Annotated in this window: 22 protein-coding genes and 1 tRNA gene; 15 read left to right on the plus strand and 8 right to left on the minus strand. The window is 63.5% G+C overall.

Annotation, left to right across the window (positions count from 1 at the left end; translation table 11 throughout):
* The first annotated feature begins 89 nt into the window (after positions 1 to 89).
* The 10 genes from L6637_RS19660 to L6637_RS19705 all read left to right on the plus strand — a co-directional run bounded on the left by L6637_RS19660 (position 90) and on the right by L6637_RS19705 (position 12,978).
* Positions 90 to 1,394: an MFS transporter gene (locus L6637_RS19660; RefSeq protein WP_237860484.1), complete on the plus strand. Its 1,305-nt coding sequence runs from the start codon at positions 90 to 92 to the stop codon at positions 1,392 to 1,394.
* 106 nt (positions 1,395 to 1,500) lie between these two features.
* Complete coding sequence (locus tag L6637_RS19665) at positions 1,501 to 3,540, plus strand: acyl CoA:acetate/3-ketoacid CoA transferase (RefSeq protein ID WP_237871763.1); 2,040 nt, start codon at positions 1,501 to 1,503, stop codon at positions 3,538 to 3,540.
* A gap of 99 nt (positions 3,541 to 3,639) precedes the next feature.
* Positions 3,640 to 4,824, plus strand: a complete 1,185-nt coding sequence (locus tag L6637_RS19670; protein ID WP_237871765.1) for a substrate-binding domain-containing protein — start codon at positions 3,640 to 3,642, stop codon at positions 4,822 to 4,824.
* 65 nt (positions 4,825 to 4,889) lie between these two features.
* Positions 4,890 to 5,666 (plus strand): ABC transporter ATP-binding protein, encoded by a 777-nt coding sequence (locus tag L6637_RS19675; RefSeq protein ID WP_237871767.1) that lies wholly within the window; start codon positions 4,890 to 4,892, stop codon positions 5,664 to 5,666.
* On the plus strand, positions 5,663 to 6,385 hold the full coding sequence (locus tag L6637_RS19680) for an ABC transporter ATP-binding protein (RefSeq protein WP_237860494.1): 723 nt from the start codon (positions 5,663 to 5,665) through the stop codon (positions 6,383 to 6,385). Before L6637_RS19675 ends, L6637_RS19680 begins: the two co-directional genes overlap by 4 nt.
* The gene (locus tag L6637_RS19685) at positions 6,382 to 7,392 is read left to right on the plus strand and encodes a branched-chain amino acid ABC transporter permease (protein WP_237860496.1); all 1,011 of its coding nucleotides are present in this window, start codon (positions 6,382 to 6,384) and stop codon (positions 7,390 to 7,392) included. Before L6637_RS19680 ends, L6637_RS19685 begins: the two co-directional genes overlap by 4 nt.
* Positions 7,389 to 8,474, plus strand: coding sequence for a branched-chain amino acid ABC transporter permease (locus tag L6637_RS19690; RefSeq protein ID WP_237871769.1), 1,086 nt, complete (start codon positions 7,389 to 7,391; stop codon positions 8,472 to 8,474). The genes L6637_RS19685 and L6637_RS19690 overlap by 4 nt, the downstream gene beginning before the upstream one ends.
* A 214-nt stretch (positions 8,475 to 8,688) precedes the next feature.
* The gene (locus L6637_RS19695) at positions 8,689 to 11,766 is read left to right on the plus strand and encodes a bifunctional diguanylate cyclase/phosphodiesterase (protein ID WP_237871957.1); all 3,078 of its coding nucleotides are present in this window, start codon (positions 8,689 to 8,691) and stop codon (positions 11,764 to 11,766) included.
* Position 11,767: 1 nt separating this feature from the next.
* Positions 11,768 to 12,835: a sensor domain-containing diguanylate cyclase gene (locus L6637_RS19700; RefSeq protein WP_237860500.1), complete on the plus strand. Its 1,068-nt coding sequence runs from the start codon at positions 11,768 to 11,770 to the stop codon at positions 12,833 to 12,835.
* A gap of 66 nt (positions 12,836 to 12,901) precedes the next feature.
* A tRNA-Arg gene (locus L6637_RS19705) sits at positions 12,902 to 12,978 on the plus strand.
* Positions 12,979 to 13,075: 97 nt separating this feature from the next.
* On the opposite strand, the gene L6637_RS19710 is transcribed toward L6637_RS19705, so the two are convergent.
* Positions 13,076 to 13,861, minus strand: coding sequence for a GAD-like domain-containing protein (locus tag L6637_RS19710; protein WP_237871771.1), 786 nt, complete (start codon positions 13,859 to 13,861; stop codon positions 13,076 to 13,078).
* 492 nt (positions 13,862 to 14,353) lie between these two features.
* Here L6637_RS19710 and L6637_RS19715 point away from each other — a divergent pair, with 492 nt between their 5' ends.
* The 3 genes from L6637_RS19715 to L6637_RS19725 are packed head-to-tail and all read left to right on the plus strand — an operon-like array spanning position 14,354 to position 16,896.
* The gene (locus L6637_RS19715; RefSeq protein ID WP_237871959.1) at positions 14,354 to 15,736 is read left to right on the plus strand and encodes a TadE/TadG family type IV pilus assembly protein; all 1,383 of its coding nucleotides are present in this window, start codon (positions 14,354 to 14,356) and stop codon (positions 15,734 to 15,736) included.
* A 9-nt stretch (positions 15,737 to 15,745) separates the two neighbouring features.
* On the plus strand, positions 15,746 to 16,306 hold the full coding sequence (locus L6637_RS19720) for a TadE/TadG family type IV pilus assembly protein (protein WP_237871773.1): 561 nt from the start codon (positions 15,746 to 15,748) through the stop codon (positions 16,304 to 16,306).
* Positions 16,303 to 16,896, plus strand: a complete 594-nt coding sequence (locus tag L6637_RS19725) for a TadE/TadG family type IV pilus assembly protein (RefSeq protein ID WP_237860505.1) — start codon at positions 16,303 to 16,305, stop codon at positions 16,894 to 16,896. Before L6637_RS19720 ends, L6637_RS19725 begins: the two co-directional genes overlap by 4 nt.
* 104 nt (positions 16,897 to 17,000) lie before the next feature.
* Here the strand turns inward: L6637_RS19725 and L6637_RS19730 are convergent, their stop codons facing one another.
* On the minus strand, positions 17,001 to 17,294 hold the full coding sequence (locus tag L6637_RS19730; protein ID WP_237860509.1) for a hypothetical protein: 294 nt from the start codon (positions 17,292 to 17,294) through the stop codon (positions 17,001 to 17,003).
* A gap of 219 nt (positions 17,295 to 17,513) precedes the next feature.
* Entirely contained in the window at positions 17,514 to 18,200 is a 687-nt protein-coding gene (locus L6637_RS19735) for a DNA-3-methyladenine glycosylase I (protein WP_237860510.1), read from the minus strand.
* Positions 18,201 to 18,408: 208 nt separating this feature from the next.
* On the opposite strand from L6637_RS19735, the gene L6637_RS19740 reads away from it, so the two are divergent.
* Positions 18,409 to 19,236: a metallophosphoesterase family protein gene (locus tag L6637_RS19740; RefSeq protein WP_237860511.1), complete on the plus strand. Its 828-nt coding sequence runs from the start codon at positions 18,409 to 18,411 to the stop codon at positions 19,234 to 19,236.
* Here L6637_RS19740 and L6637_RS19745 read toward each other — a convergent pair.
* The 5 genes from L6637_RS19745 to L6637_RS19765 form a co-directional block, all read right to left on the minus strand.
* Entirely contained in the window at positions 19,175 to 19,663 is a 489-nt protein-coding gene (locus L6637_RS19745) for a Crp/Fnr family transcriptional regulator (protein WP_237860513.1), read from the minus strand. The two genes, L6637_RS19740 and L6637_RS19745, sit on opposite strands and share 62 nt — an antisense overlap.
* Positions 19,664 to 19,739: 76 nt before the next feature.
* A complete protein-coding gene (locus L6637_RS19750) occupies positions 19,740 to 20,270 on the minus strand; it encodes a GNAT family N-acetyltransferase (RefSeq protein WP_237871775.1) in 531 nt (176 codons plus the stop codon).
* Between the two features lie 155 nt (positions 20,271 to 20,425).
* A complete protein-coding gene (locus tag L6637_RS19755; RefSeq protein WP_237871777.1) occupies positions 20,426 to 21,166 on the minus strand; it encodes a di-trans,poly-cis-decaprenylcistransferase in 741 nt (246 codons plus the stop codon).
* Positions 21,167 to 21,197: 31 nt separating this feature from the next.
* Complete coding sequence (locus tag L6637_RS19760) at positions 21,198 to 21,572, minus strand: transcriptional regulator (RefSeq protein ID WP_237860520.1); 375 nt, start codon at positions 21,570 to 21,572, stop codon at positions 21,198 to 21,200.
* Positions 21,559 to 22,176, minus strand: coding sequence for a hypothetical protein (locus tag L6637_RS19765; RefSeq protein ID WP_237861307.1), 618 nt, complete (start codon positions 22,174 to 22,176; stop codon positions 21,559 to 21,561). Before L6637_RS19765 ends, L6637_RS19760 begins: the two co-directional genes overlap by 14 nt.
* A 198-nt stretch (positions 22,177 to 22,374) precedes the next feature.
* Between L6637_RS19765 and L6637_RS19770 the strand changes: the two genes are divergently transcribed.
* Positions 22,375 to 23,631, plus strand: coding sequence for a S1C family serine protease (locus L6637_RS19770; RefSeq protein ID WP_237871779.1), 1,257 nt, complete (start codon positions 22,375 to 22,377; stop codon positions 23,629 to 23,631).
* Positions 23,632 to 23,770: the final 139 nt, after the last annotated feature.

Consider the following 23,770-nt stretch of genomic DNA (forward strand, 5'->3'; position numbering starts at 1 on the left):
AAGCGACAGCATCTGGCGCGGACCTTGCTCTTCGCTTTGCACAATGACGCATGCTGCACATGCGCATTTGCAACCAGGGAGGACGCCAGATGAGTGAAGCGATCTCAGTCCGTCAGCTTCAGACCAGACAGCCGTCGCACGTCACGGTCGCCACTGCGAGCCTGATCGGCACGGCCATCGAATGGTACGACTTCTTCCTCTACGGCACCGCCGCGGCGCTGATCTTCAACAAGCTGTTCTTTCCGACCTTCGATCCGATGATCGGCACGCTGCTGGCGTTCGCGACCTATGCGCTCGGCTTCATCGCGCGTCCGCTCGGCGGGGTCGTGTTCGGTCACTACGGCGACAAGATCGGCCGCAAAACCATGCTCTATCTCACCCTGCTGATCATGGGTGCGGCCACCGCCGCGATTGGATTCCTTCCGACCTACGAGACCGCCGGCGTCTGGGCCGCGGTGCTGCTCGTCACCTGCCGTCTGGTTCAGGGTTTTGGTCTTGGCGGCGAATGGGGCGGCGCGGTGCTGATGGCGGTCGAGCATGCGCCTGCGGACAAGAAGGGCTTTTACGGCAGCTGGCCACAACTCGGCGCGCCGCTCGGCCTCGTGCTCGGCACGCTGGTGTTCACGGTGGTGTCCTCGACGCTATCAGACGCGCAGCTCTATGCCTGGGGCTGGCGCATCCCGTTCCTGTTCTCGATCGCGCTGGTGCTGGTCGGCCTCTGGATCCGCTTCACCATCGCGGAATCGCCGGAGTTCCAGAAGGTAAAGGACACCAAGCAGGAAGTGAAGATGCCGATCCTCGAGGCGATCAGGATGTATCCCAAGAACATCCTGCTGGCGATGGGCGCGCGCTTCGCGGAGAACGGCTTCTTTTACATCTACGCCACTTTCGTGCTCGCCTATGCGACGCAATCGCTCGGCATGAACAAGCAGGACATGCTGAACGGCGTGCTGATCGCGGCCGCCATCGAGACCTTCACCATTCCGGCCTTCGGTGCGCTCTCCGACAAGGTTGGGCGCCGGCCGATCTATATTTTCGGCGCGGTGTTCTCCGCACTGATGTCGTTCCCGCTGTTCATGCTGCTGGCGACCAAGAACCCGCACCTTGCCTGGATCGCGATCGCGCTCGGCCTCGCGATCGGGCATGCCGCAATGTACGGGCCGCAGGCTAGCTTCCTGTCGGAGCTATTCGGCACCAAGGTGCGCTACAGCGGCGTCTCGCTCGGCTACAACCTCGCCTCGATCTTCGCTGGCGCGCTGTCGCCGCTGATCGCGACCGGGCTGATGACGGCTTACGCGCCGGCGACCTGGCCGATCTCGCTCTACATGGTCGCGCTCGCGATCATCACGGTGGTCTCGGTCTATTTCGCCACTGAAACGCGCAAGGTCGGCTAGCCCTGAATGCTTACGGCACGGGAGCGGCGCGCCGCTCCCGTGATGCAGATCAAACAAAGCAAGAAGAGCGGACCATAGGATCCGCAAAAACATGGGAGGGAATGCGATGAGCCAGCATCCTGCCTTGGCTTACCTGCCCAATTCCGAGAAGGGCAAGATCGTCACGGCCGCTGAAGCCGTCATGCTGATCCGTGACGGCGACACGGTCGCCACCGGCGGCTTCGTCGGCATCGGCTTTGCCGAGGAGATCGCGATCGCGCTGGAGGAGCTTTATCTGGCGAACGAGGACGATGCACCCTACACGCAAGGCAAGCCGCGCAACCTCACGCTGGTCTATGCCGCGGGCCAGGGCGACGGCAAGCATCGCGGCCTCAACCACTTCGCGCATGAGGGCCTGGTCCGCCGCGTCATCGGCGGGCACTGGGGCCTTGCGCCAAAGCTCCAGCAGCTCGCGATCGCAAACCAGATCGAGGCTTATAATCTGCCGCAGGGCGTGATCACGCACCTGTTTCGCGACATCGCCGCCCATCGCCCGGCTCACATCACCCGCGTCGGCATCGGCACTTTCGTCGACCCCAGGCATGGCGGCGGCAAGCTGAATGCGCGCACCACCGAGGACATGGTGGAGCTGATCACGCTGCGCGGCGAGGAATGCCTGCTGTATCGGACGTTCCCGATCAATATCGGGATCATCCGCGCCACCACCGGCGATCCCGACGGCAACCTCACCATGGAGAAGGAGGCGCTGACACTGGAAGCGCTGGCGATTGCCATGGCCGCGCACAATTCCGGCGGCATCGTCATCGCCCAAGTGGAACGCGTCGCCGAGAGCGGCAGCCTCAATCCGCGTCAGGTCAAGATCCCCGGCGTGCTGGTTGATTGCGTGGTCGTGGCCAAGCCCGAACATCACTGGCAGACGTTTGGCACGCAATACAATCCCGCCTTCTCGAGCGAGATCAAGGTGCGCACGACCTCGCTGCCCGAGATGCCGATGAGCGAGCGCAAGATCATCGCCCGCCGCGCGGCCTTCGAGCTGAAGGCCAACAGCGTCGTCAATCTCGGCATCGGCATGCCCGAGGGCATAGCCTCCGTCGCCAATGAAGAGCGCATCATCGACTTGATCACGTTGACTGCGGAGCCCGGCGTGATCGGCGGCATCCCCGCAAGCGGCATCGATTTCGGCGCGGCGATCAATACCCAGGCGGTGATCGACCAGCCCTATCAGTTCGACTTCTATGATGGCGGCGGGCTGGACGCCGCCTTCCTCGGGCTTGCGCAGGTCGATCGCACCGGCAATCTCAACGTCAGCAAGTTCGGGCCGAAGCTGGCCGGCGCCGGCGGCTTCATCAACATCAGCCAGAATGCCAAGGAGGTCGTGTTCGTCGGCACTTTTGCCGCCGGCAGGCAACGCATCGCGGTCAACGACGGCAAGCTCGCCGTCGTCGAGGAAGCGAAATCCCGCAAATTCGTCGATCACGTCGAGCACGTGACGTTCAGCGGCCCCTTCGCCGCGACGCGCGGGCAACGCGTGCTCTATGTCACCGAGCGCTGCGTCTTCGCGCTGAGGCCCGACGGACTTGAGCTCACCGAGGTCGCACCCGGCATTGACATCGAACGCGACATCCTGCGCCTGATGGACTTCAAGCCGCTGATCCCGCGCGAGCCAACCCTGATGGATGCGCGCATCTTCCGCGACGGTCCCATGGATCTGCGCGAGCGGCTGCTCACCATTCCGCTCGACCAGCGCTTTGCGCTGGACGAGCAGCAGAACCTGTTCTTCATCAACCTGGAGCGCTATCCGCTACGCAGCAAGGCCGATATCGACGCGATCGCGCGCATCGTCGAAGCCAGGCTCGCGCCGCTCGGCCGCAAGGTCTACGCCATCGTCAATTATGACAACTTCTCGATTCTGCCGGAGCTGCTGGACGATTACTCGGCCATGGTGCGCAGCCTGGTCGATCGCTTCTATACCGGCGTGTCGCGCTACACGACTTCGGGCTTCCTGCGCATCAAGCTCGGCGAAGCGCTCGAAAAGCGCGGCGTCGCGCCGCACATCTTCGAGAGTGCCGAAGAGGCGCGGACGAACTGGCAGATCGAGGCCGGCGGCGCGAATGGCGGCACGCGGCTCGCGGCACGACAAGGCTAAAAACAATGCAGAGCAGCCTCAGCCGTAACGTCGAATTGCAATGTCCATCAGGCTATGCAAATCGCTATTGCCCAACACATTAAGTCAGGAGGGACCATCGTGCGTCGATCACTCATCATAACAACAACTATTCTCAGTCTCGCCGCGGTCGCCTCCGCGCACGCCGACGACCTCAAGGTCGCGCTGATCTACGGCAAGACCGGCCCGCTCGAAGCCTATGCCAAGCAGACCGAGACCGGCCTGCAGATGGGCTTCGAATACGCCACCAAGGGCACCATGACGCTCGACGGCCGCAAGATCGTCATCATCACCAAGGACGACCAGGGCAAGCCGGACCTCTCGAAGGCCGCGCTCGCCGAAGCCTATCAGGACGACAAGGCGGATATCGCAATCGGCACCACCTCCTCGGCCGCCGCGCTCGCCATTCTCCCCGTTGCGGAAGAGAACAAGAAGATTCTGATCGTCGAGCCCGCGGTCGCGGATCAGATTACCGGCGAGAAATGGAACCGCTACATCTTCCGCACCGCGCGCAATTCGTCGCAGGACGCGATCTCGAACGCGGTCGCGATCGGCAAGCAAGGCGTCACTGTCGCGACGCTGGCGCAGGACTACGCCTTCGGCCGCGACGGCGTCGCCGCCTTCAAGGAAGCGCTGGCCAAGACCGGCGCGACGCTCGGAGCTGAAGAATATGCTCCGACCAGCACCACCGACTTCACCGCCGTCGGCCAGCGCCTGTTCGATGCGCTGAAGGATAAGCCTGGCCGCAAGGTGATCTGGGTGATCTGGGCCGGCGCCGGCAATCCGCTGGCAAAGCTCCAGGACATGGATCCGAAGCGCTACGGCATCGAGCTCTCCACCGGCGGCAACATCCTGCCAGCGCTCGCCGCCTATAAGAGCCTGCCCGGCATGGAAGGCGCGACCTATTATTACTACGACATCCCGAAGAACCCGGTGAACGACTGGCTGGTCGCCGAGCACCAGAAGCGCTTCAACTCGCCGCCGGATTTCTTCACCGCGGGCGGCTTTGCCGCTGCGATGTCGGTCGTGACTGCCGTCACCAAGGCGAAGTCGACCGACACCGAGAAGCTGATCACGGCGATGGAAGGCATGGAGTTCGACACGCCGAAGGGCAAGATGGTGTTCCGCAAGGAAGACCATCAGGCGCTGCAGAGCATGTATCACTTCAAGGTCAAGGTTGATCCGAACGTCGCCTGGGCCGTACTCGAGCCGGTGCGCGAGCTGAAGATCGAGGACATGGACGTTCCGATCAGGAACAAGCGCTGAGCTTTCTTGCTTCACCTCTCCCGCTTGCGGGAGAGGTCTCACAACCGGCGACGAATTTGGCTTCAATGTCCCTCTCTCTCGAAACCCGCGACCTCACCATCCGCTTCGGCGGGCATGTCGCCGTCAACAACGTCAGCTGCACGTTCCGCCCGGGCGAGCTCACCGCCATCGTCGGGCCGAACGGTGCCGGCAAGACCACCTATTTCAACCTCATCTCGGGCCAGCTGCGCGCCTCCAGCGGCAGCATCCTGTTCGACGGTGCCGACATCACCCATCACTCCGCACCGCTGCGGACCCGTGCGGGACTGGGGCGCGCCTTCCAGCTCACCAATCTTTTTCCGAACCTGACGGTCGAAGAGAACGTCCGCCTCGCGGTGCAGGCAACCAACGGCACCCATTACGACATGCTGCGGCCCTGGATGGTCCGCCGCGATCTGATCGCGCGCGCTGACGCCATCCTCGACCAGGTCGCGCTCGGCAATCGCCGCAGCGTCGCCGCAACCGTGCTGTCGCATGGCGACCAGCGCAAGCTCGAAGTCGCGCTGATGATTGCACTGGAGCCAAAGGTGTTCATGTTCGATGAGCCGACGGCCGGCATGAGCATCGATGAGGTGCCGGTCGTGCTGAACCTGATCGCGCAGCTCAAGCAGGACAAGAGCAAGATCATCCTGCTGGTCGAGCACAAGATGGACGTGGTGCGTTCGCTCGCCGACCGCATCATCGTGCTGCATAACGGCCAGCTCGTCGCCGACGGCCTACCGGCCGAAGTGATCGCCTCGCCAATCGTGCAGGAAGCCTATCTCGGCGTTGCTCCCAAGAACGCTGCAGGGAGTGCCGCATGACCGACCTCCTGAAACTCTCCGGCGTGCACACCCATATCAGCCGCTACCACATCCTCCAGGGCATCGACCTCGCCGTCCCGCAAGGGCAGGTCACGATGCTGCTCGGCCGCAATGGCGCCGGCAAGACCACGACGCTGCGCACTATCATGGGCCTGTGGCAGGCCTCCTCCGGCGAGATTACGCTCAGTGGCGAACGCATCGAGCGCCTCGCCACGCCCGACATCGCGCGGCTCGGCGTCGGCTATGTGCCCGAGAGCATGGCGGTGTTCTCCGATCTCACGGTGAAGGACAATCTCGTTCTGGCGGCTCGCGATGCGGCGATGGACGACAGACAGCTGGAGTGGATATTCGGCTTCTTCCCGGCGCTGCGCCGGTTCTGGCTGTCGCGCGCCGGGAGCCTCTCGGGCGGACAGAAGCAGATGTTGTCGATCGCGCGCGCCATCATCGAGCCGCGCAAGCTGCTCTTGATCGACGAGCCCACCAAGGGTCTGGCGCCCGCCATCGTGATGGCGCTGATCGAATGCCTGAAGGAGATCAAGCGCAAGGGCGCGACCATTCTCCTCGTCGAGCAGAATTTCTTTGCAGCCCGCGAACTCGGCGACAGCGTGCTGGTGATGGACAACGGCACCATCGTCCATCGCGGTGAGATGGCGGCGCTGGCCGCCGACGTGCCGCTGCAGGAACGGTTGCTCGGCCTGAGCCTGGAGGCACATCAGTGACAGACCTTGCCGCGTCAGATCCGCTGCCGAAGCCGAAGCGCGACCTTGCGCCGATCCTGCTGCCGATCGCGCTCGCGCTGATCATGATTCCGCTGGTCGGCTCGCCCTCGACCTGGCTGACGCTGACCGCGGCAAGCCTCGCCATGGGCATGATGATCTTCATCATGGCCTCGGGCCTGACGCTGGTGTTCGGCCTGATGGACGTGCTCAATTTCGGCCATGGCGCCTTCATCGCGGTCGGCGCCTATGTCGCAACCCTTGTGTTCGCGCCGTTCGCGGCCTCCGTGCAGGCGGATTCGCTCTGGGTCAACCTCGCAGTGCTGGCCCCGGCGGCGCTGCTGTCGATGGCGGTATCAGGTGCGCTCGGCCTGGTCGTCGAGCGCGTGTTGATCCTTCCTGTGTACGGTCAGCATCTGAAGCAGATCCTGATGACGACGGGCGGCCTCATCGTTGCCGAGCAGACGCTTTATGCGCTGTGGGGACCGCAGATCATTCCGATGCCGCTGCCGGCCTCTTTACGCGGCTCCTTCATCCTCGGCGACGTTGCGATCGCCAAATACCGCGTGCTGGCGATGCTGATTGGCCTGGCCGTCTTCATCGCGATCCAGCTCGTGCTCAACCGCACCAAGCTCGGGCTCCTGATCCGCGCCGGCGTCGAGAACCGCGAGATGGTCGAGGCGCTCGGCTATCGCATCCGCCGCCTGTTCCTCGGCGTGTTTATGACGGGATCGGCGCTCGCCGGCCTCGGCGGCGTGATGTGGGCGCTCTATCGCGAGCAGGTCCATGCCTCGATGAGCGACGAGCTCACCGTCCTGATTTTCGTCGTCGTCATCATCGGCGGCCTCGGCTCGATCGGCGGCTGCTTCATCGGCGCGCTCCTGGTGGCGATGGTCGCCAACTACGGCGGCTTCCTGGTGCCAAAACTCGCCCTCGTCTCCAACATCCTGCTGATGGTCGCCGTTCTGATGTGGCGGCCGCGCGGCCTCTATGCGGTGACCAGCCGATGATGCTTCTCTCGGGCGATCCGCCGCGGAGCCGCGTGCTCACGCTCATTCTCGTCGTCATCATCCTGGCGCTGGCGGCGACGCCGTTCCTGTTTCCGGGAGCAAAGGCGCTGAACGTCGCGGCCAAGATCTGCGTCTTTGCCGCCTTGGTGGCGTCCTACGATTTGCTGCTCGGCTACACCGGCACGGTGTCGTTCGCGCACACCATGTTCTACGGCATCGGCAGCTACGCGATCGCGATCGCGCTGTATGGCATAGGTCCGAACTGGGCTGCGGTTGCAACCGGCATAGTCGTCGGACTGCCGCTGGCCGCGCTGCTTGCGCTTGCGATCGGCCTGTTCTCGTTGCGGGTGGCCGCGATTTTCTTTGCGATGATCACACTCGCTGTCGCCTCCGCCTTCCAGGTCCTGGCCTCGCAATTGTCATGGCTCACGGGCGGTGAGGACGGGCGCAGCTTCCAGCTGCCGGAGCTGCTGCGCCCCGGCACGGTGCTGATCTCCAAAAACCTGTTCGGCTTCGAGGTCAACGGCCGCATCCTGACCTTCTATCTGGTGTTCGCGATCTCGGCCCTGATGATCCTCGCTTTGCTGCGCGTGGTGAACTCCCCGTTCGGCCGCGTGCTGCAGGCGATCCGCGAGAACCGATTCCGCGCCGAGGCGCTGGGCTTCCGCACCGTGTTCCATCTGACCTACGCCAACTGCCTTGCGGCCCTCGTCGCCGCCAGCGCCGGCATCCTGAACGCGCTATGGCTGCGCTATGCCGGCCCGGACACCTCGCTCAGTTTCTCCATCATGCTGGACATTCTCCTGATGGTGGTGATCGGCGGCATGGGCACGATCTACGGCGCGATCATCGGCGCCACGATCTTCATCCTCGCCCAGAATTATCTGCAATCCCTCATGGGCGTCGCCTCCAAGGCCGCGGGCGAAGCCGGCCTGCCACTGCTGCCGGGGCTGCTGCACCCGGACCGCTGGCTGCTCTGGCTCGGGCTGCTCTTCATTGCCAGCGTGTATTTCTTCCCGACCGGCGTGGTCGGACGGCTGCGTAACGGCCGTGGCGAGAAGAATGCGGGCGCCTCGCATTAGGCTTCCGGTAACGATGCGGCGCAGCGTCCTTCGCAGACGCGGCGCAACCGGGGCAACGCTAAGCGGTTCGCCTCTGCTGGATATCCGTAGAAATCCGCAACCGGTTTAAGCCATGGGTAACCGGCTTTCCTAAGCATTGCGCCATCTGTCGATGGTATTTCTGCTCCTCCAGGGGAGAGGGATGCGCCAGTTTTTGTCAGGGATGGCAGCTGCAATGTTCCGGGCCGCGAAAGGCGGCTGGGACGCCGCCATGCGGCGCGGCCCCGTGCTGTGGTTGACACTCTCAGGCATGCTGCTGGTCGCCGGCATCTTCGCCGTGACCGCGATGGCCGTCGGCGAGTTTCGCGAGCGCACGCTGGCCAACCGCGAGCGCGAGCTGGAAAACACCGTGCAGCTGATTGCGCGGCACTTCGATCAGCAGTTTGAAGATTCCGACGTCGTCGCAGCCGATTTGATCGGGCAGATGCATCTACCTGAGATCACTTCGCCGCAGACGTTCCGCGAGCGCATGTCCGGACCCGAAGCGAACAGGATGCTGCGGAGCAAGATTGGCGCCGTCTCCTATCTCGGCGACATCGCGATCTACGACGCTGACGGAGAGATCATCTCCTGGTCACGTGCGCAGCCGCTGCCCAAGATCAACATCTCCTCGCGCGCCTACTTCCAGACCTTCAAGACCAATCCGATGTCGGAGCCGGTGCTGCTGGAATCCGTGCGCAGCTTTCTGATCGGCAAATGGACGACGGTCGTGGCGCGGCGGCTGAGCCTGCCGGACGGCACTTTCGTCGGCGCGCTGGTGAGGCGGATCGATCCCGACAGCTATCAACGCTATTTCGCCTCGGTCGCGCTGGCCGAGGGCGCCGCCATCTCGCTGTTCGACCGCGAAGGCGTGATGCTGGCGCGCTACCCCAACGTCGAATCGATGATCGGCAGAAGCTACAAGAGCGCGCCTCTGATGCAGAAGGTGCTGACCTTCGGCGGTCAGCACACACTTCGCGTCAAGAGCCCGGTCGACGGCACCGATAAACTCGGTTCCGCGGCATCGCTGACCCATTTTCCGCTTGTCATCGTCGCCACCAACACGATGTCGTCCGCGCTGGCCGACTGGCGACAGCAGACCGGCTTCATGGTCACCACCGCGACGCTGTCGGCGGCGGTGATCGCGCTGATCCTGTTCATGATCATCCGCCAGATCATCAGGCAGAACCGCGAGGCTCAGAAGCGGCTGGAAGCGGAACGGCTGCGGCTCGACACCGCCCTCAACAACATGTCGCAAGGGCTGATCCTGTACGACGCTGACGGCTATATCGTCACCTGCAATCGCCGCTATGCCGACATGTTCGGTCTCTCCCACGACGTCATCAAGCCCGGCTGCCACATCCACCAGGCGATGTACCACCGCAAGGAGCGCAACGCGTTCAGCGGCAACGTCGAAGAGTTCTGCGCCGAGGTCTTCAGGGGCGTCGCCGAAGGCAAGGTCGCCACCAAACAGCATCAATTGCCCAACGGGCGCGCTTTCCAGGTCATCAACACGCCGCTCGCGCAAGGCGGATGGGTTGCCACGATCGAGGAGATCACCGAGCGTCGCAATCTGGAGCAGGAGCGCGACCGCAACTACACCTTTCTCCGCGAGATCATCGACCACATTCCCTCGCAGATCACGGTGAAAGACGCCCACACGCGGCGCTACCTCCTGGTCAACCGGATAGCCGAGGACATTTTCGGGGAAGGCGGCAAGACGATCGTCGGCAAGACGGCGGCCGATATTTTGCCCGAAGCGGACGCCGACGTCGTCACGCGCGACGATGACGCCGTGCTGCAATCACCGGAACGGCTGCTGCAAAGAGAGCAGAGCTGGAAAACTCCGACCGACGGCCAGCGCCATACCATTTCGAAGCGCATCGGCATCTGCGACAAGGCCGGTGACCCGCGCTACATCATCAACGTCATCGAGGATGTCACCGAACAGCGCAACGCCGCCGAGAAGATCGCGCATATGGCGCATTATGACGCGCTGACCGGCCTGCCCAACCGCGCGCTGTTCCGCGAGCAGATCGAGCGCGAGCTGGAGAAGGTCGCCGGCGGCGCCCAGTTCGCGCTGCTCTATATCGACGTCGACGAATTCAAGGGCATCAACGATTCGCTCGGCCACCATGTCGGCGACGAGCTGTTGATGGCGATCGCGGGCCGCATCCGCGCCTGTCTGAGGCCAGGCGATCTGATCGCGCGGCTCGGGGGCGACGAGTTCGCCGTGATCCAGACGGGTATCGAATCCTCTACCGACGTACTGGCCTTCGTGACTGAGATCCACGAAGCGATCCGCCGCCCCTATCATTGCCTCGGCCACCAGCTCTCCACGGACGCCAGCATCGGCATCGCGCTGGCACCGCAGGACGGTGCCGATCTCGACCAGCTCATCAAGAACGCGGACCTTGCGATGTATGGCGCCAAGGCGGAAGGGCGGCGCACTTACCGCTTCTTCGTGCCGGAGATGGATGCGAGCGCCAAGGCCCGCCTCTCGCTGGAGCAGGATCTGCGGCAGGCGCTGGTCAATGGCGGCTTCGAGATCCACTACCAGCCGCTGGTCAATCTGCACTCGGGCAAGGTCTCCGGCTGCGAGGCGCTGCTGCGTTGGCGCCATCCCGAACGCGGCATGGTCTCGCCCGCCGAATTCATTCCGATCGCCGAGGATACCGGCCTGATCAACGAGCTGGGCGACTGGGTGCTGCGCACGGCCTGCAACGAGGCCGCGACCTGGCCCGCCCATATCCGCCTCGCCGTCAACGTCTCGCCCGTGCAGCTCAAATGCGATACGCTGGCGCTGCGGATTGCCGGCGCACTTGCCGCCTCCGGGCTGGAGCCGCGCCGGCTGGAGCTCGAGATCACCGAGGCTGTGCTGATCCGCGACGACGAGGCGGCGCTCTCGATCCTTCATCAGCTCCGCTCGATCGGCGTGCGCATCGCGCTCGACGATTTCGGCACGGGCTATTCCTCGCTGAGCTATCTGAAGCGATTCCCGTTCGACAAGATCAAGATCGACCGCTGCTTCGTCGCCGACATCGCCGACGCCGGCGGCGCGCCTGTTATCGTGCAGGCGGTGGTGAACATCGCCTCCGCCAGCGACATGACCACGGTCGCCGAAGGCGTCGAGACCGAGGCCCAGCGTGAGATGCTGCGTGCCCTCGGCTGCACGGAGATGCAGGGCTATTTGTTCAGCAGACCGAAGCCGGCGGCCGAGGTCCGCGAGCTGTTCGGCCCTGGCGATGCCATTCCTGTAGCGGCGGTGGCCTGAGATGGCAAAGCTCGGCAATACTCCCGCGAAGACCGTCGATGTCGCCGATTCCTACGCAGTGCGGCTGATGCAGCATCTGGTGGTGCCGACCTTCGTGATCGATCCGAAACGACGTGTCGTGATCTGGAACAAGGCCTGCGAACGGCTGACCGGCGTTGCCGCCTCCGAGGTGATCGGCACCAACAAGCATTGGCAGGCCTTCTACGAGGCCAAGCGCCCTTGCCTTGCCGATCTGGTTGCGCTCGACCAGCCCGAGCAGCTGCCGGAGTTCTATTCGGAATATGCCGCGCGCGGCCATAACGGGCTTGGCTTTTCCGCGGAAAACTGGTGCGTGATGCCGAAGCTCGGTAGCCAGCTCTATCTCGCGATCGACGCCGGTCCGATCCATGACGAGGCGGGCAATCTGATCGCCGTGGTGGAGACGCTGCGCGACCTCACCGACCAGAAGCGCGCCGAAATGGCGCTGAAGGAGCTCGCCACCAAGGACGGGCTGACGGGCCTGTCGAACCGTCGCTCGTTCGACCAGATGCTGATGAGCGAATGGGCGCGCGCGCAGCGGACGCAGAAGCCGCTGGCGCTACTGTTCGTCGACGTCGATCATTTCAAGCTGTTCAATGACGAGCACGGCCACCAGACCGGCGACGAGTGCCTGCGCGCGATCGCGCGCGTGGTCAGCCGCCACGCGGTGCGTCCGCTCGACCTCGCCGGCCGGTACGGTGGCGAGGAATTTGCGCTGATCCTGCCGGAAATGAGCCGCGACGATGCCTGCGCCATCGCCGAGGAGATTCGCCGGGCCGTGATGGCCTTGCAGATCGCCCATGGCGCCCATGGCGCCGGCGACCATGTGACCCTCAGTGTCGGCGTCGCCTGCCATATCCCCGGCGAGGCCGATGACGCCCCCAACGGCCTGCTCGGTGCGGCCGATCAAGCCCTCTATGCCGCCAAGCGACTCGGCCGCAACCGTGTGGTCTGCTCCGAGCGGGTGCTGGCCGAATTTGCGGCTCTCGGCAGCGATAATGGGCCAGTTAGCGGTCAAGTTCCTGCCGCCGCTCCACGCAAATCGGCCTAAAGCGCTGATATTGCCGCGGTGGACCGGTTGCCCGCCCCTCGCCATTAGGCTAAATGAGGCCTCGCTGCACCCGTAGCTCAGCTGGATAGAGCGTTGCCCTCCGAAGGCAAAGGTCACACGTTCGAATCGTGTCGGGTGCGCCATCTCGGTGGAAGACCGTCTACTCCAGAACCCGCCGCCTTGCGCCAGATGCGGTAGCCAGAATGCGCGCGAACGGGGCTACTGCCGCCCGGCGGGCGCCTACAGCTTGTCCCGTTGTCCGATGTAGCGCACGAACTCGACGTGGCCATAGGGATAGCCCGGCTGATCGGGTGGCGTCAGACGCGTCAGCTTGAAACGATCGATTTGCGCAAGGATCTGAAAATGCTCGGCAGCTCTCACGCGTTTGAGATTCTCGACCGCGTAGGCCCCGCCCAATTGCAGCGCAGGAAAGAAGCCGTAGACCTCGCCCGGTTCGAGGGCGCCGTACCGGGCTGCGGCAGCAGCAAGAAGTTCGAGGTCGTCCCGATCAGATTCCGATTTCCTGGTACTCGCAAAAGCGGACACGCTGTAGTCCTCGGAGAACGGCTGACCTGTGACACGGTCGTGCCACGAACTCGCTGGCGGGTTGAACACCGAGGAGAGCAGGAGTGAAACACTCATCTGGCGCCGACGCCGGTGCCATACTTTCAGATAACCAAATGCCGTATAGGCAATCACCGTCATATCCGACGGGTTGAACTCGTCATCATCCCTGAAGATGAGGTCGAGCACGGCGTCGAACGGCGCGGGATCGCAGAGCCAGTACAATCCGTCAAAATAGGCCCCACGCCCATGCTCGAGCCAGAAGCGGATCAAGGCCTGCGGCACGCGGTCCGCATAGCGCGCGGCCTCCTCGGGGCTGATCCTGCTTGCGTGCTCCGGCTCTCCAAGCTTCTGGACCATCGACGCCAGTAGATCCACCTCCCCCGGAGCTTTCGGCGGATCCTGAGCCAATACCGGCCGCGAGAATGTCAGCATAGCGGCGGATGCCGCCCAGCCAAGCACGGCGCGACGTGAGGCAAAATGCCTCGTGCCTTCGATCTCGCCGGCTGAGCCGCTAAAGGTCATCCCGTGCCGTTCTGGCTGACGCCAACTCAGTCAAAACATCGCGGCGGCGCATTTATTCCGACTGCAACACCCGCGCGGGACTTGATCTCACGACGTTCCGTTCCGCTGATTTCAGCGTCTGGCCTTTCGGCCGTGATACGCCAATGGCCGACAAGGCCGCAGGCATCCGCGGCCCCCGGCCTTCATTACCGCCGTTTTGCGGTGACGTCTTTACGGCCGGTTAATTGCGTCGCTTCAATCTGACATTGGCGACATCGGGCACTCCATGTTCGCGCGGTGCAAGTAAGTATTACTTAAACAGCCAGCCTTCAAAGTTCCCCCTGCCGAGAGACAGGCGGAGGCTTTTCGATCCGCCCGCTTCCGGCAAGCGATACCTGAACTGACGGGGAATTGCCTGTGCCGTGGTTAACGGCGATTAGGATGAAGGTCATGCTGCGCGCCTCGCTTTGTCGTTTTATCAGGGATCGCAAGGCCAACGTTGCCGTCATATTCGCGATCCTGCTGTTCCCGACCGTCTATCTACTGGGCATGACGCTCGATTACACGCAGGCCCAGCGCCGGCAATCGCAGCTGGACGCCGCAGCCGATGCCGCCGCGATCGCGGCGGTGACGCCGTCGATGATGGCGCAGAGCACGACGGTCGCGCAGACGACCGCCACGAACATCTTCAATGCGACGGCAAACGCGATCGCCGGCGGCCTGTCAGGGAGTCCCGCGCTGACGGTCAATGTCGGCAATACCGGCCTGGTGCGCACCGCGACCGTCACTTACACCGCAAACTCCAGCAACGCCTTCCCGACCCTGCTCGGCGCCCCCGTGTGGCCGATCAAGGGCTCAGCGACGGCCAGCGCTTCGGGCGCGCCCAACATCAACTTCTATCTTCTGCTGGACGACTCGCCGTCGATGGGCATCGCAGCGACGTCGACCGATATTACCAACATGATCACCGCGACCGCTAGCCAGCCCTCCGGCTCGAGGAACTGCGCGTTCGCCTGTCACGAGTCGCATCCCGAGAAGGACTCCGGCGCGAACGCGTCGACCAAGGACAACCTCAGCATCGCACGCACCAAGAACATCACGCTGCGTATCGACCTCGTGGCCCAGGCGACCGCAAGCCTGATGACCACGGCGCAACAGACCGAGGCGACGCAGAACAACACCTACAAGGCCGCGATCTACACGTTCGACTACGGCTTCAACACGATCTATGCGCCGTCGGGGCTGCCATCCTCCGACCTGTCGACGGCCGCGACCCAGGCCGCCAACAATATTTCGCTTGTCACCGTCGACCATCAGAACTGCGTGGTCTCGGGATGCGCCATCAGCACCGACTATGGCACCGACATCGAGAACGCGCTCTCAAGCGTCAATGCGATCATGCCCGCACCCGGCGGGGGATCCAACCAGACCGGAGACACGCCTCAGGAAGTGGTGTTCCTCGTGACCGACGGCGTTGACGACAAGATCGTATCGATGAGCTCGTCCTGTAGCGGAACGCCGATTGCCACCGGCTCCAATTTTCGGTGTCAGCAACCGGTCAACACCACGAACTGCACGACGATCAAGAACCGGGGAATTCGTATCGCGGTGCTCTATACCGAGTACCTGCCGCTCACGAGCAATGGCTGGTACAATTCCTATATCGCGACATTCAATAATCCTTCCTCGTCAGCCGGACAGATCGCGCAGAACCTGAAATCCTGCGCATCGCCCGGCTTGTTCTACGACGTACAGTCGGGCGGCGACATTTCCGCGGCGCTCAGGCAATTGTTCCTGTTGGTCGTGGAAACGGCCCCTCACCTGACCAACTGAGCGAGCGTCATGCCCGAGCTGCGAGCGGTATCCGGAAAGCGACGCCTTCACAGGACGCTCGCGGCGTTCCGCAACGACGAGAACGGCGCGAACGCCGTCGAGTTCGCCTTGGTCGCGCCGATATTCATCGCGTTGCTGGTCGGAATTATCCAGATCTTCCTGGTTTTCTTCGGCCAGCAATTGCTTCAGCAGGTCGTGCAGCAGTCCGCCCGGCAGGTCATGACCGGACAAGTGCAGACGGCCGGGATGACGCAGACGCAGTTTTCGACCCTGGTCTGCTCGCAGGTCCGCATCATCTTCAACTGCAGCAATCTGATGATCAGCCTCCAGTCCGGGAGCAGCTGGTCGGCGATGAGCGCGGCTTCACCGACATTGACGTTCAATGCCGACGGCACTGTCTCCAACAACTGGCCCTACAGTCCGGGCGGTCCTTCAGACAAGGTCGTCCTGGAGGTAATCTACCAATGGCCGGTCTTCGGGGGGCCGCTCGGCTTCACCCTGGCAAACCTGCCGAACGGCAATCGTCAGATCACGGCGACCGCCGCTTTCCAGAATGAGCCCTATCAATGACCCGCTTGCCCGTGCGCCTGAGGCGGTTTCGAGCCAACGAAGATGCCGTGGCAGCCATCGAGTTTGCCATCGTGCTGCCGTTCATGCTGCTGCTGTGCATGGGCGGCGTCGAACTCGGCAACGCCCTCTCGATCAACGTCAAGGTCACGGCCACAGTACACACCATTGCCGACATCCTGTCGCAGAATAAGTGCGTGACCACCAGCGATGTCACCGGCATTCTCAGCGCCTCGTCGAAAGTCCTCTCCCCGTACGACATCACCAAGGCGGTCGTGACCCTCACGGAGGTGCAGCCGACCGGCGACCACGTTACGGCCAAAGTGATCTGGAGCCAGTCGCTTAACGGCACCGCAAGAACCGCCGGGACCACCGTCAACCTGCCGACATCCCTGACCGGAGTGCCGACCAACAGCGGGCTCATCCTCGGTGAGGCAACTTATGCCTACACGCCGAATCTCGGCTACACGATCAGCGGCACCGTCATGCTCAGCGACAGCTACTATCTGTACCCGCGCCAGACGAACTTCGTCCCGACCATCACGAGCGGGTCGACGCCGCCCGTCCCGGCAGCGTCCTGTCCGACGTCGTGATGACGGCGACCGGATCTATCAGCGATAAATCATACGCCTGATCCAACCACCCGTCTCCAACCACCCTTCGGCACCGCGAAGGGTGGCTGCTTGTGTGTCCCGTGTCAGTGCCTCACATGCTCGAACACGACGATCACGCCGGTCGGCTCGGGCTCGTGCGCCATCAGCCGCGTCAGATCGGCATCGCTCCAGTCGGCGAGGCTGACGACTTCACCTGTCTGTCGTTCCGCATTGAGCGACGGCGTCGGCTCGAGGACCTTCAAGCCCATCTCGTCGACGAAGAACGTGTGTTCGCCGAACATGCTGTTGAGCTGGGGCATGGCGGGATGCTCGTCGGGCAGCACCTGGGCGCCGAGCTGGTTGATGGTCTGCTTCACCTGTTCGGACGTGAGCTTCATGAGCTGCTCCGTTCTATCGTTCGAGTTTCGTGGCTTGAACCAGGTTTTGGCCGGAGCGCGTGTTCCCGTGTATCGCCTGGCTCAAGCTTCCGAACGGGTGCTGCGCACAAATGTTCCTGCACGATGCATTTCGTGATCGCGCGTTGCATCTGCCGCACCAATGGCGCGGGATCGCCACACGGTGTCCACGGTTCGAGGCGGCAGGACGCCAACCGCCTGCTACTCGCTTCTATTCTCGCCGACCGAAAGCGCGCAGATGCGCGACAGATGGGTGTAGGGCAGGCCCGTCTCCTCCGCCCAGGCATTGAACTGCGCCTGCACCTTGGCGAGATCGCCCTTGGACTTGACCTCTTCGGCGATGTCGAGGCCGGCATCGCGCAGGCAGGCGACCACGTCCTTCGATGTGACGAAACCGTCCCAGCCGACGAAGCGCAGCAGCATCTGGCCGGTGTTGCCGCCTAACCGGCTGCCGCGCTTGGCCAGGAGATCGAGCAAGCCGATCTCGTTGGACGGCGGCCATTTCGCCAGAAACTTGCCGAAGCTGCCGTGCTCCTTGGCAATCTCCTGGACGAAAGCGGCATTGTCGCGCACCGACATGATCTTGGCGCCGTTGCGCACGATCCGCGCATCACGCAGCAGGCCTTCCCAAAAATCTTCCGGCTGAAAGCTGAGCTTGGCCGGCTGGAAGCGCAGAAAGGCGTCTTCAAAGCCGTCCCATTTCGCGTCGATCACGCTCCAGGCAAAGCCGGCGCAAAACACTCGCTTCGTCATCTCGGCAAGGATGCGGTCGTCGCCGAGTTTTGCCAGACGCTTCAAGTCCGGCTTGTCGGGCATCAGCTTTTCGAGCGCCTTGGGCCCACCTTTGCGCTTCTCGGCGCGGGCGCGAATGGACTTGAAGGAGGGCATGCGATCACCCGGGGTTGAAGGCACGCCACGACAGCAGAATTCCGCGATCCGGTCCAGACCCGCAAACCGGACCTGCGCTTGCGCGCCGCCGGCCGCCGCAGCATGCTTCCTGCTTGCCTGGATCGGCGACAGCGATGCTGGTCTACTTCTTGCTTCACAAGATTTTGGAATTCGCGGATATTTTCATTCTCTTACCGACGGACTCTCAATGCGCTGCCTGGTCGTGGCCGATCTGCACTACTCGCTGCCGCAGCTCGACTGGCTGGTCAGCGCCGCGCCGCAATTCGATCTGGTGATCTTCGCGGGCGATGCGCTGGACATCGGCTCGATGGTGGATTTCCGCGCGCAGATCGTGGTGGTGAAGAAGTACCTCGCACTGATCGCGGCGCAGACTCGCGTGATCCTTTGCTCCGGCAATCACGATCTCGACGAGCGCAATGCGGAGGGCGAGAAGATCTCGCGCTGGATCTCTGAGGTGCGCGAACTTGGCATCGCTTGCGACGGCGACAATCTGACCATCGGCGACACGCTCTTCACGGTGTGCCCATGGTGGGACGGGCCGCTGGTCAAGCAGCGCATCGCCGACCAGCTGCGCGACGCCTCGCTCAACCATCCACGACGCTGGATCTGGGCGCATCACGCGCCGCCGGCCAATTCGCCGACAAGCTGGGGCGGCAAGCGCTTCTTCGGTGATGTCGAGTTGGTGCAGTGGGTCATGCAGTATCAGCCATCGATGGTCATTTCCGGCCATGTGCATCAATCGCCCTTCATCAGGGACGGCTCCTGGTTCGATCGGCTGGGCCAGACCTGGGTGTTCAACGCAGGAAAACAACCGGGACGACCGCCGACGCATATCGTGCTGGATCTCGATGCCGACAAGGCGTTCTGGCTGGCGGCAGGTGAGACGCAATGGATCGATCTCGACGCGCCGCTGAAACGGCCCGCGTCTTACATCGAGGAGCCGCCGGACTGGCTCACATCCTTGGGTCGGATTGCCGATCCGAGCCTGGCGAGACCTCGAGCGGCGGCAGGTTGATCATGCTCTGGAGCACCTCACCGACCATGGCGAGATGGGTGCCGTGGCCGGCATATTGCCGCTTGAGATCGGCGAGATAAGTGTTGGCGACGTTGAGCCGCTGCGCCAGCGTGCGCGCGAGCATCAGCGCCACCTCCGGCCGCTGGACGAGGAACGACGCTGCATCTTCGAACTCGTAAATCACCGAATCCGAGCTGGCGCGCACCGTTGCCGTATGTGGCAACCCGAGCAGCACGGACATCTCGCCGAACACCGCGCCGGGCTCGGCGATGGTGGCGACCACCATGTCGCTCTTGAGCACATCGAGCCTGCCCTGCATCAAGACGTAAAGGTGACCGCTGCTGGCGCCGCCCTCGCTGATGACAGTCGTGCCGGCCGGAACCTGCCGCTCGGTGCCGCCGGTGCAATGATCCAGAACTGCGCGCATCGCCAAAAGCTCCCATTGCTGGGGATGTCAGGCGATACTAGAGCACGATCCGTGCCACCCGGCAACGCGCGGAAGGCTATCGCGCCAGGCGCTTGGCGAGGTGGACCGACTGCCAGTCGCCGCGCCCGGTATCCTCGAAGCCGGCCTTTTTTGCGAGGCCGCGCATCTCGGCGTTCGCCCGCGCAGTCTCCGCCGCGATCATCTCGTGACCTCGATCGCTCGCATGCCGTTCCATCGCATTCATCATTTGCAGGCCGACGCCTTTGCGCTGAAACACGTCGGCAACGGAGATGGCGAAATCACCGTACCGCGCAGCCGCATCGTAGGCGTATCGCGTTTCGCCGATGATCGTGCTCTGGCCCTCCTCCTGCCTGAGTTCGGCGAGCAGGGTGAAGTGATCGGGATGGCTGACCTTGGCGACGCATTCAGCCGCAAGCAATGCGACGTCTGCTCGCGCGCCCATGAAGCGCTTGTTACGGCTTGTCGCGGAAAGACCCGTGAAATAGATCGAGAGACTTTCCACGTCACACGCATTGGCGGCTCTGATGCAGACAGTGCCCTTCGTTTGGTTCGACCCGACAACGGTATCTGAAAATAGCTGTGACATGCGCGAGGCCTCGGCAGGTTGCAATGACCGAACACTTAACCGAGGCCGCGCTCCTGCCGCTTGGACACGACCGCCAATCTTGCGGTCGGAAACGAACTGCCGTTGCCCTGTGCCAGGCGTCACACACGGGCCGCTGTCATGCGACCTAGCCAGCCTTACGCCCGCGAGAGCGACGGCACCTCCTCGGGCATGATGGCCTGGAGGCCACCGAAGCGGCGTTCGCGGCCGTGGAAGGAGGCCAACGCCGCGGCGAGATCGCCCGCGTCGAATTCGGGCCACATCCGCTCTGTGAAATGCAGCTCGGCATAGGCGCCCTCCCAGAGCAGGAAGTCCGACAACCGCTTTTCGCCAGAGGTGCGGATGATGAGATCGACGTCGCGCAAGCCGGCCTCGCCGGTGACGAGTTGCGAGAAGGCTTCGCGGGTGAGGCTGGTCAGCGCGGCCGCCTTGGCCGCGGCGTTGAGGATGGCCTCGCGCGCCGAATAGTCGACCGCGATCCGCAGATGCAGCGTGCTGCCGTTTGCGGTGGCGTCCTCAGCGCGCGCGATGGCGCTGGCGATACCATCAGGCAGGCGATCGCGACGGCCGATCACGTTGAGCCGCACGCCGTTTTTCACCAGGCTCTGCACTTCATTGGCGAGATAGAAGCGCAGCAGCGTCATCAGTGCTGCGACCTCGGCCTTGGGCCGGCGCCAATTGTCGGTCGAGAACGCATAGAGCGTCAGCGTGCCGATGCCCTGCTTGGGCGCGGCCTCGACGATGCGGCGGATCGTCTCGACGCCGGCCTCGTGGCCGCGGACGCGCGACAGGCCGCGCCGGGTCGCCCATCGCCCGTTGCCGTCCATGATGATGCCGACATGAAGCTTCTCGTTGTGGGACGTGACGTCACTTTGCATCGCAAAGTCTCCAGTCAAAAAAGGGGGACGATCAGGTCGGGAGAATGCCGAGACGGCCGAGCGGCGGCGCCTCGCGGCCGGCGGCCTTGGCGGCGTCGCGCACGAGGCGTTCGAGCACGGCGAGATAATCGAGGAAGCGCCGGCGGCCGCTCTTGGTCAGACGGCAGGTCGTGTGCGGGCGATTGCCTTCATAACCCTTGGTCACCTCGACGAGGCCGGCGTCCTGGAGCACGGCGAGGTGCCGGCTGAGATTGCCGTCGGTGAGACCGCAGAGCTGCTTCAGATCGGCGAACGCAAGTCCCTTCGGGTGAGCCATCAGCGACGTCAGCAGCCCGAGTCTCGCCTTCTCGTGGATCACACGGTCGAGGCCTTCGTAAGAAAAAGGCGCGCTGTCAGTCTTCGACATCATTGTCTCCGGACGCGAAATACAGAATGGCCGCCATCACCGACTGGCCGATCACGAAAGGCAGCCCCATCGTCCAGGGCGACAACATGTGAGTCCGGCTCGCCAGCACGACCACGGCGAAGCCGGACATGAAGTACCAGGCTCCGGCGAACGCCACGCTGCGCGGCAGCGAGCGAACGGAGGCGAAAATGCCGAGCGACACCAGGATCTGCCACAGCCCCGGCAGCAGCCACAGCGCCTCGGAAGCGAACTTCCACATCACGACCGCAAGCAGGACGCCGGCGACGCCCGCGGGCAGGAACTGCTCGATCGCCTGATGAATCATCGCGTCGGCGAGGCCGGAATGATGACGACGCGAACGCGCACGCATCTCGGTCCAGATCATCAGGCCGGACAGCGTCGCCGCCGCGAACCAGCCGAGAAAGAAGCCGAGCGGCTCGCTCGTGGGATCGCCGATCAACCAGAATTGCAGGATGGCGGTGACAAGCGCGACGGCGCCGGTCGCAGCCATCGTCGCCGGGCCGTAACCGCGGAACGCCGTACCGGCCGCAATCTGGCTGCGGATCGCCACGATGTCGGCCAGTGCCTTGTCGAGATCGCGCATCGGCAATGCCAAAACTCCGCTCCACCCACGCTCACGGACCGGCTTGCCCAGTCACTTTGTATTGCAAAGTATACCGCGTTACAAAGTAAAGGCAAGCCGGAAGTCGACCGCCCGGGGCGTGGCGCCCGCGGACAACTGCCGGTTGCGTCTCGGCCGTCGGCCCAGCTAAGATGCCGCCAAGGTGCCCTGGGGGAAGTCATGAGGTTAAGGTCGTTCGTCGCTGCAGCTCTGCTGCAGGTGTGTCTTGTTGGGACAGCGCACGCGAAGGGACCATTTGGCACCGCCAATGTCGGCGGCTGGGTCGGCGGCGCCTTCAGCAACGACGAGACGGGCGCCTTCTCCCATTGCGCGGCGACGGCGCCTTATGCGAACGGCGTCATCCTCGTCGTGAGCCAGAATGCCGCCGGCATATGGTCGCTCGCCTTTGCAAGTCCCAGCTATCACTTCAACAAGGGCGAGAACGCCGCAATCGACGTGACCTTTGACGGTAAGGACCAAGCCAGGCTGTTCGCCACGGCGTACCGGCCCGACATGCTCACGGCCGTCATGCCGCTCAACGTCGTGCGTACATTTCAGAAGGCGAGCTTGATGGTAGCGACAGCCGGCCACGCTGTCCTGAACTTTGACCTAAGGTCGACCGGGCCGGTGATCGCCGCATTGGCCAATTGCGTGACCAGGGTGAAAGCCGATGGGCTCGACAAGGCCGGTGACTTCACCAAAGGCGCGGCGAAGCCGGCAGCCACGGCAGAGAAGCAAGGTCAGCCGCCAGCCAGCAAATCGGGCAAAGGGACCAGGACTAGCGGCGGCTTTGGCACCGGCTTTGTGGTGAGCGCCAGCGGGCACATCGTCACCAACAACCACGTGATCGACGGTTGCACAGAGCTCAAGGGCAATCTCACCGGTGAAGCCGCGATGGTGTTGCGCGTCGTGTCTGCCGATGCGAACAACGATCTGGCTTTGTTGCAGCCCACGTCGACGGCGACATTCAAGGACTTTGCCCGGATTCGCGATCGCTCCTTCCACTCCGGCGATTCCGTCGTGGCCATCGGCTTTCCCTATCATGGCCTGCTGACGTCGGACTTCACCGTGACGACCGGGATCGTGGGCTCGCTCAGCGGCATGCGCAACGACACGCGTTTCCTGCAAATCAGCGCTCCGGTGCAGCCCGGCAACAGCGGCGGCCCGTTGTTCGACACCAGCGGCCAGATCGTGGGCGTTGTCACCGGAAAGATCCCCGGATTGCGCATTGCAGCGCTGACCGGCGATATTCCTGAGAACATCAACTTCGCCATCAAGACCGGCGCGCTGCGCGACTTCCTCGATAATTCGGTGGTGCCGTACCAGACGGCCGAACCGAAGAGCGAGCTCAAGACCCCCGAGATCGCCGGCAACGCGCGGGCTTACACGATGTTGATCTCGTGCAAAGGTGCGGAAGAGGCCGACGCGAAGAAGTAGCTAGGACGGATTGAAGCACACCGCCACGCCGCCCTTCGCTGTCATTCCCCGCGAAAGCGGGGAATCCAGTACGCCGCGGCTTCTCGTTTTCAGTCACTCCCGTCTCGGTGTACTGGATCGCCCGGTCGAGCCGGGCGAT

The sequence above is a fragment of the Bradyrhizobium zhengyangense genome, from assembly GCF_022012435.1.
Taxonomy (GTDB): Bacteria; Pseudomonadota; Alphaproteobacteria; order Rhizobiales; family Xanthobacteraceae; genus Bradyrhizobium; species Bradyrhizobium zhengyangense.

Excerpts from the sequence above, each read along its gene's own strand:
- L6637_RS19660 (WP_237860484.1), top strand. The coding sequence starts at position 90 with ATGAGTGAAGCGATCTCAGTCCGTCAGCTTCAGACCAGACAGCCGTCG.
- L6637_RS19665 (WP_237871763.1), top strand. The coding sequence starts at position 1,501 with ATGAGCCAGCATCCTGCCTTGGCTTACCTGCCCAATTCCGAGAAGGGC.
- L6637_RS19675 (WP_237871767.1), top strand. The coding sequence starts at position 4,890 with ATGTCCCTCTCTCTCGAAACCCGCGACCTCACCATCCGCTTCGGCGGG.
- L6637_RS19680 (WP_237860494.1), top strand. The coding sequence starts at position 5,663 with ATGACCGACCTCCTGAAACTCTCCGGCGTGCACACCCATATCAGCCGC.
- L6637_RS19690 (WP_237871769.1), top strand. The coding sequence starts at position 7,389 with ATGATGCTTCTCTCGGGCGATCCGCCGCGGAGCCGCGTGCTCACGCTC.
- L6637_RS19695 (WP_237871957.1), top strand. The coding sequence starts at position 8,689 with ATGTTCCGGGCCGCGAAAGGCGGCTGGGACGCCGCCATGCGGCGCGGC.
- L6637_RS19700 (WP_237860500.1), top strand. The coding sequence starts at position 11,768 with ATGGCAAAGCTCGGCAATACTCCCGCGAAGACCGTCGATGTCGCCGAT.
- L6637_RS19715 (WP_237871959.1), top strand. The coding sequence starts at position 14,354 with ATGCTGCGCGCCTCGCTTTGTCGTTTTATCAGGGATCGCAAGGCCAAC.
- L6637_RS19720 (WP_237871773.1), top strand. The coding sequence starts at position 15,746 with ATGCCCGAGCTGCGAGCGGTATCCGGAAAGCGACGCCTTCACAGGACG.
- L6637_RS19725 (WP_237860505.1), top strand. The coding sequence starts at position 16,303 with ATGACCCGCTTGCCCGTGCGCCTGAGGCGGTTTCGAGCCAACGAAGAT.
- L6637_RS19730 (WP_237860509.1), bottom strand. The coding sequence starts at position 17,294 with ATGAAGCTCACGTCCGAACAGGTGAAGCAGACCATCAACCAGCTCGGC.
- L6637_RS19735 (WP_237860510.1), bottom strand. The coding sequence starts at position 18,200 with ATGCCCTCCTTCAAGTCCATTCGCGCCCGCGCCGAGAAGCGCAAAGGT.
- L6637_RS19740 (WP_237860511.1), top strand. The coding sequence starts at position 18,409 with ATGCGCTGCCTGGTCGTGGCCGATCTGCACTACTCGCTGCCGCAGCTC.
- L6637_RS19745 (WP_237860513.1), bottom strand. The coding sequence starts at position 19,663 with ATGCGCGCAGTTCTGGATCATTGCACCGGCGGCACCGAGCGGCAGGTT.
- L6637_RS19750 (WP_237871775.1), bottom strand. The coding sequence starts at position 20,270 with ATGTCACAGCTATTTTCAGATACCGTTGTCGGGTCGAACCAAACGAAG.
- L6637_RS19755 (WP_237871777.1), bottom strand. The coding sequence starts at position 21,166 with ATGCAAAGTGACGTCACGTCCCACAACGAGAAGCTTCATGTCGGCATC.
- L6637_RS19760 (WP_237860520.1), bottom strand. The coding sequence starts at position 21,572 with ATGTCGAAGACTGACAGCGCGCCTTTTTCTTACGAAGGCCTCGACCGT.
- L6637_RS19765 (WP_237861307.1), bottom strand. The coding sequence starts at position 22,176 with ATGCGCGATCTCGACAAGGCACTGGCCGACATCGTGGCGATCCGCAGC.
- L6637_RS19770 (WP_237871779.1), top strand. The coding sequence starts at position 22,375 with ATGAGGTTAAGGTCGTTCGTCGCTGCAGCTCTGCTGCAGGTGTGTCTT.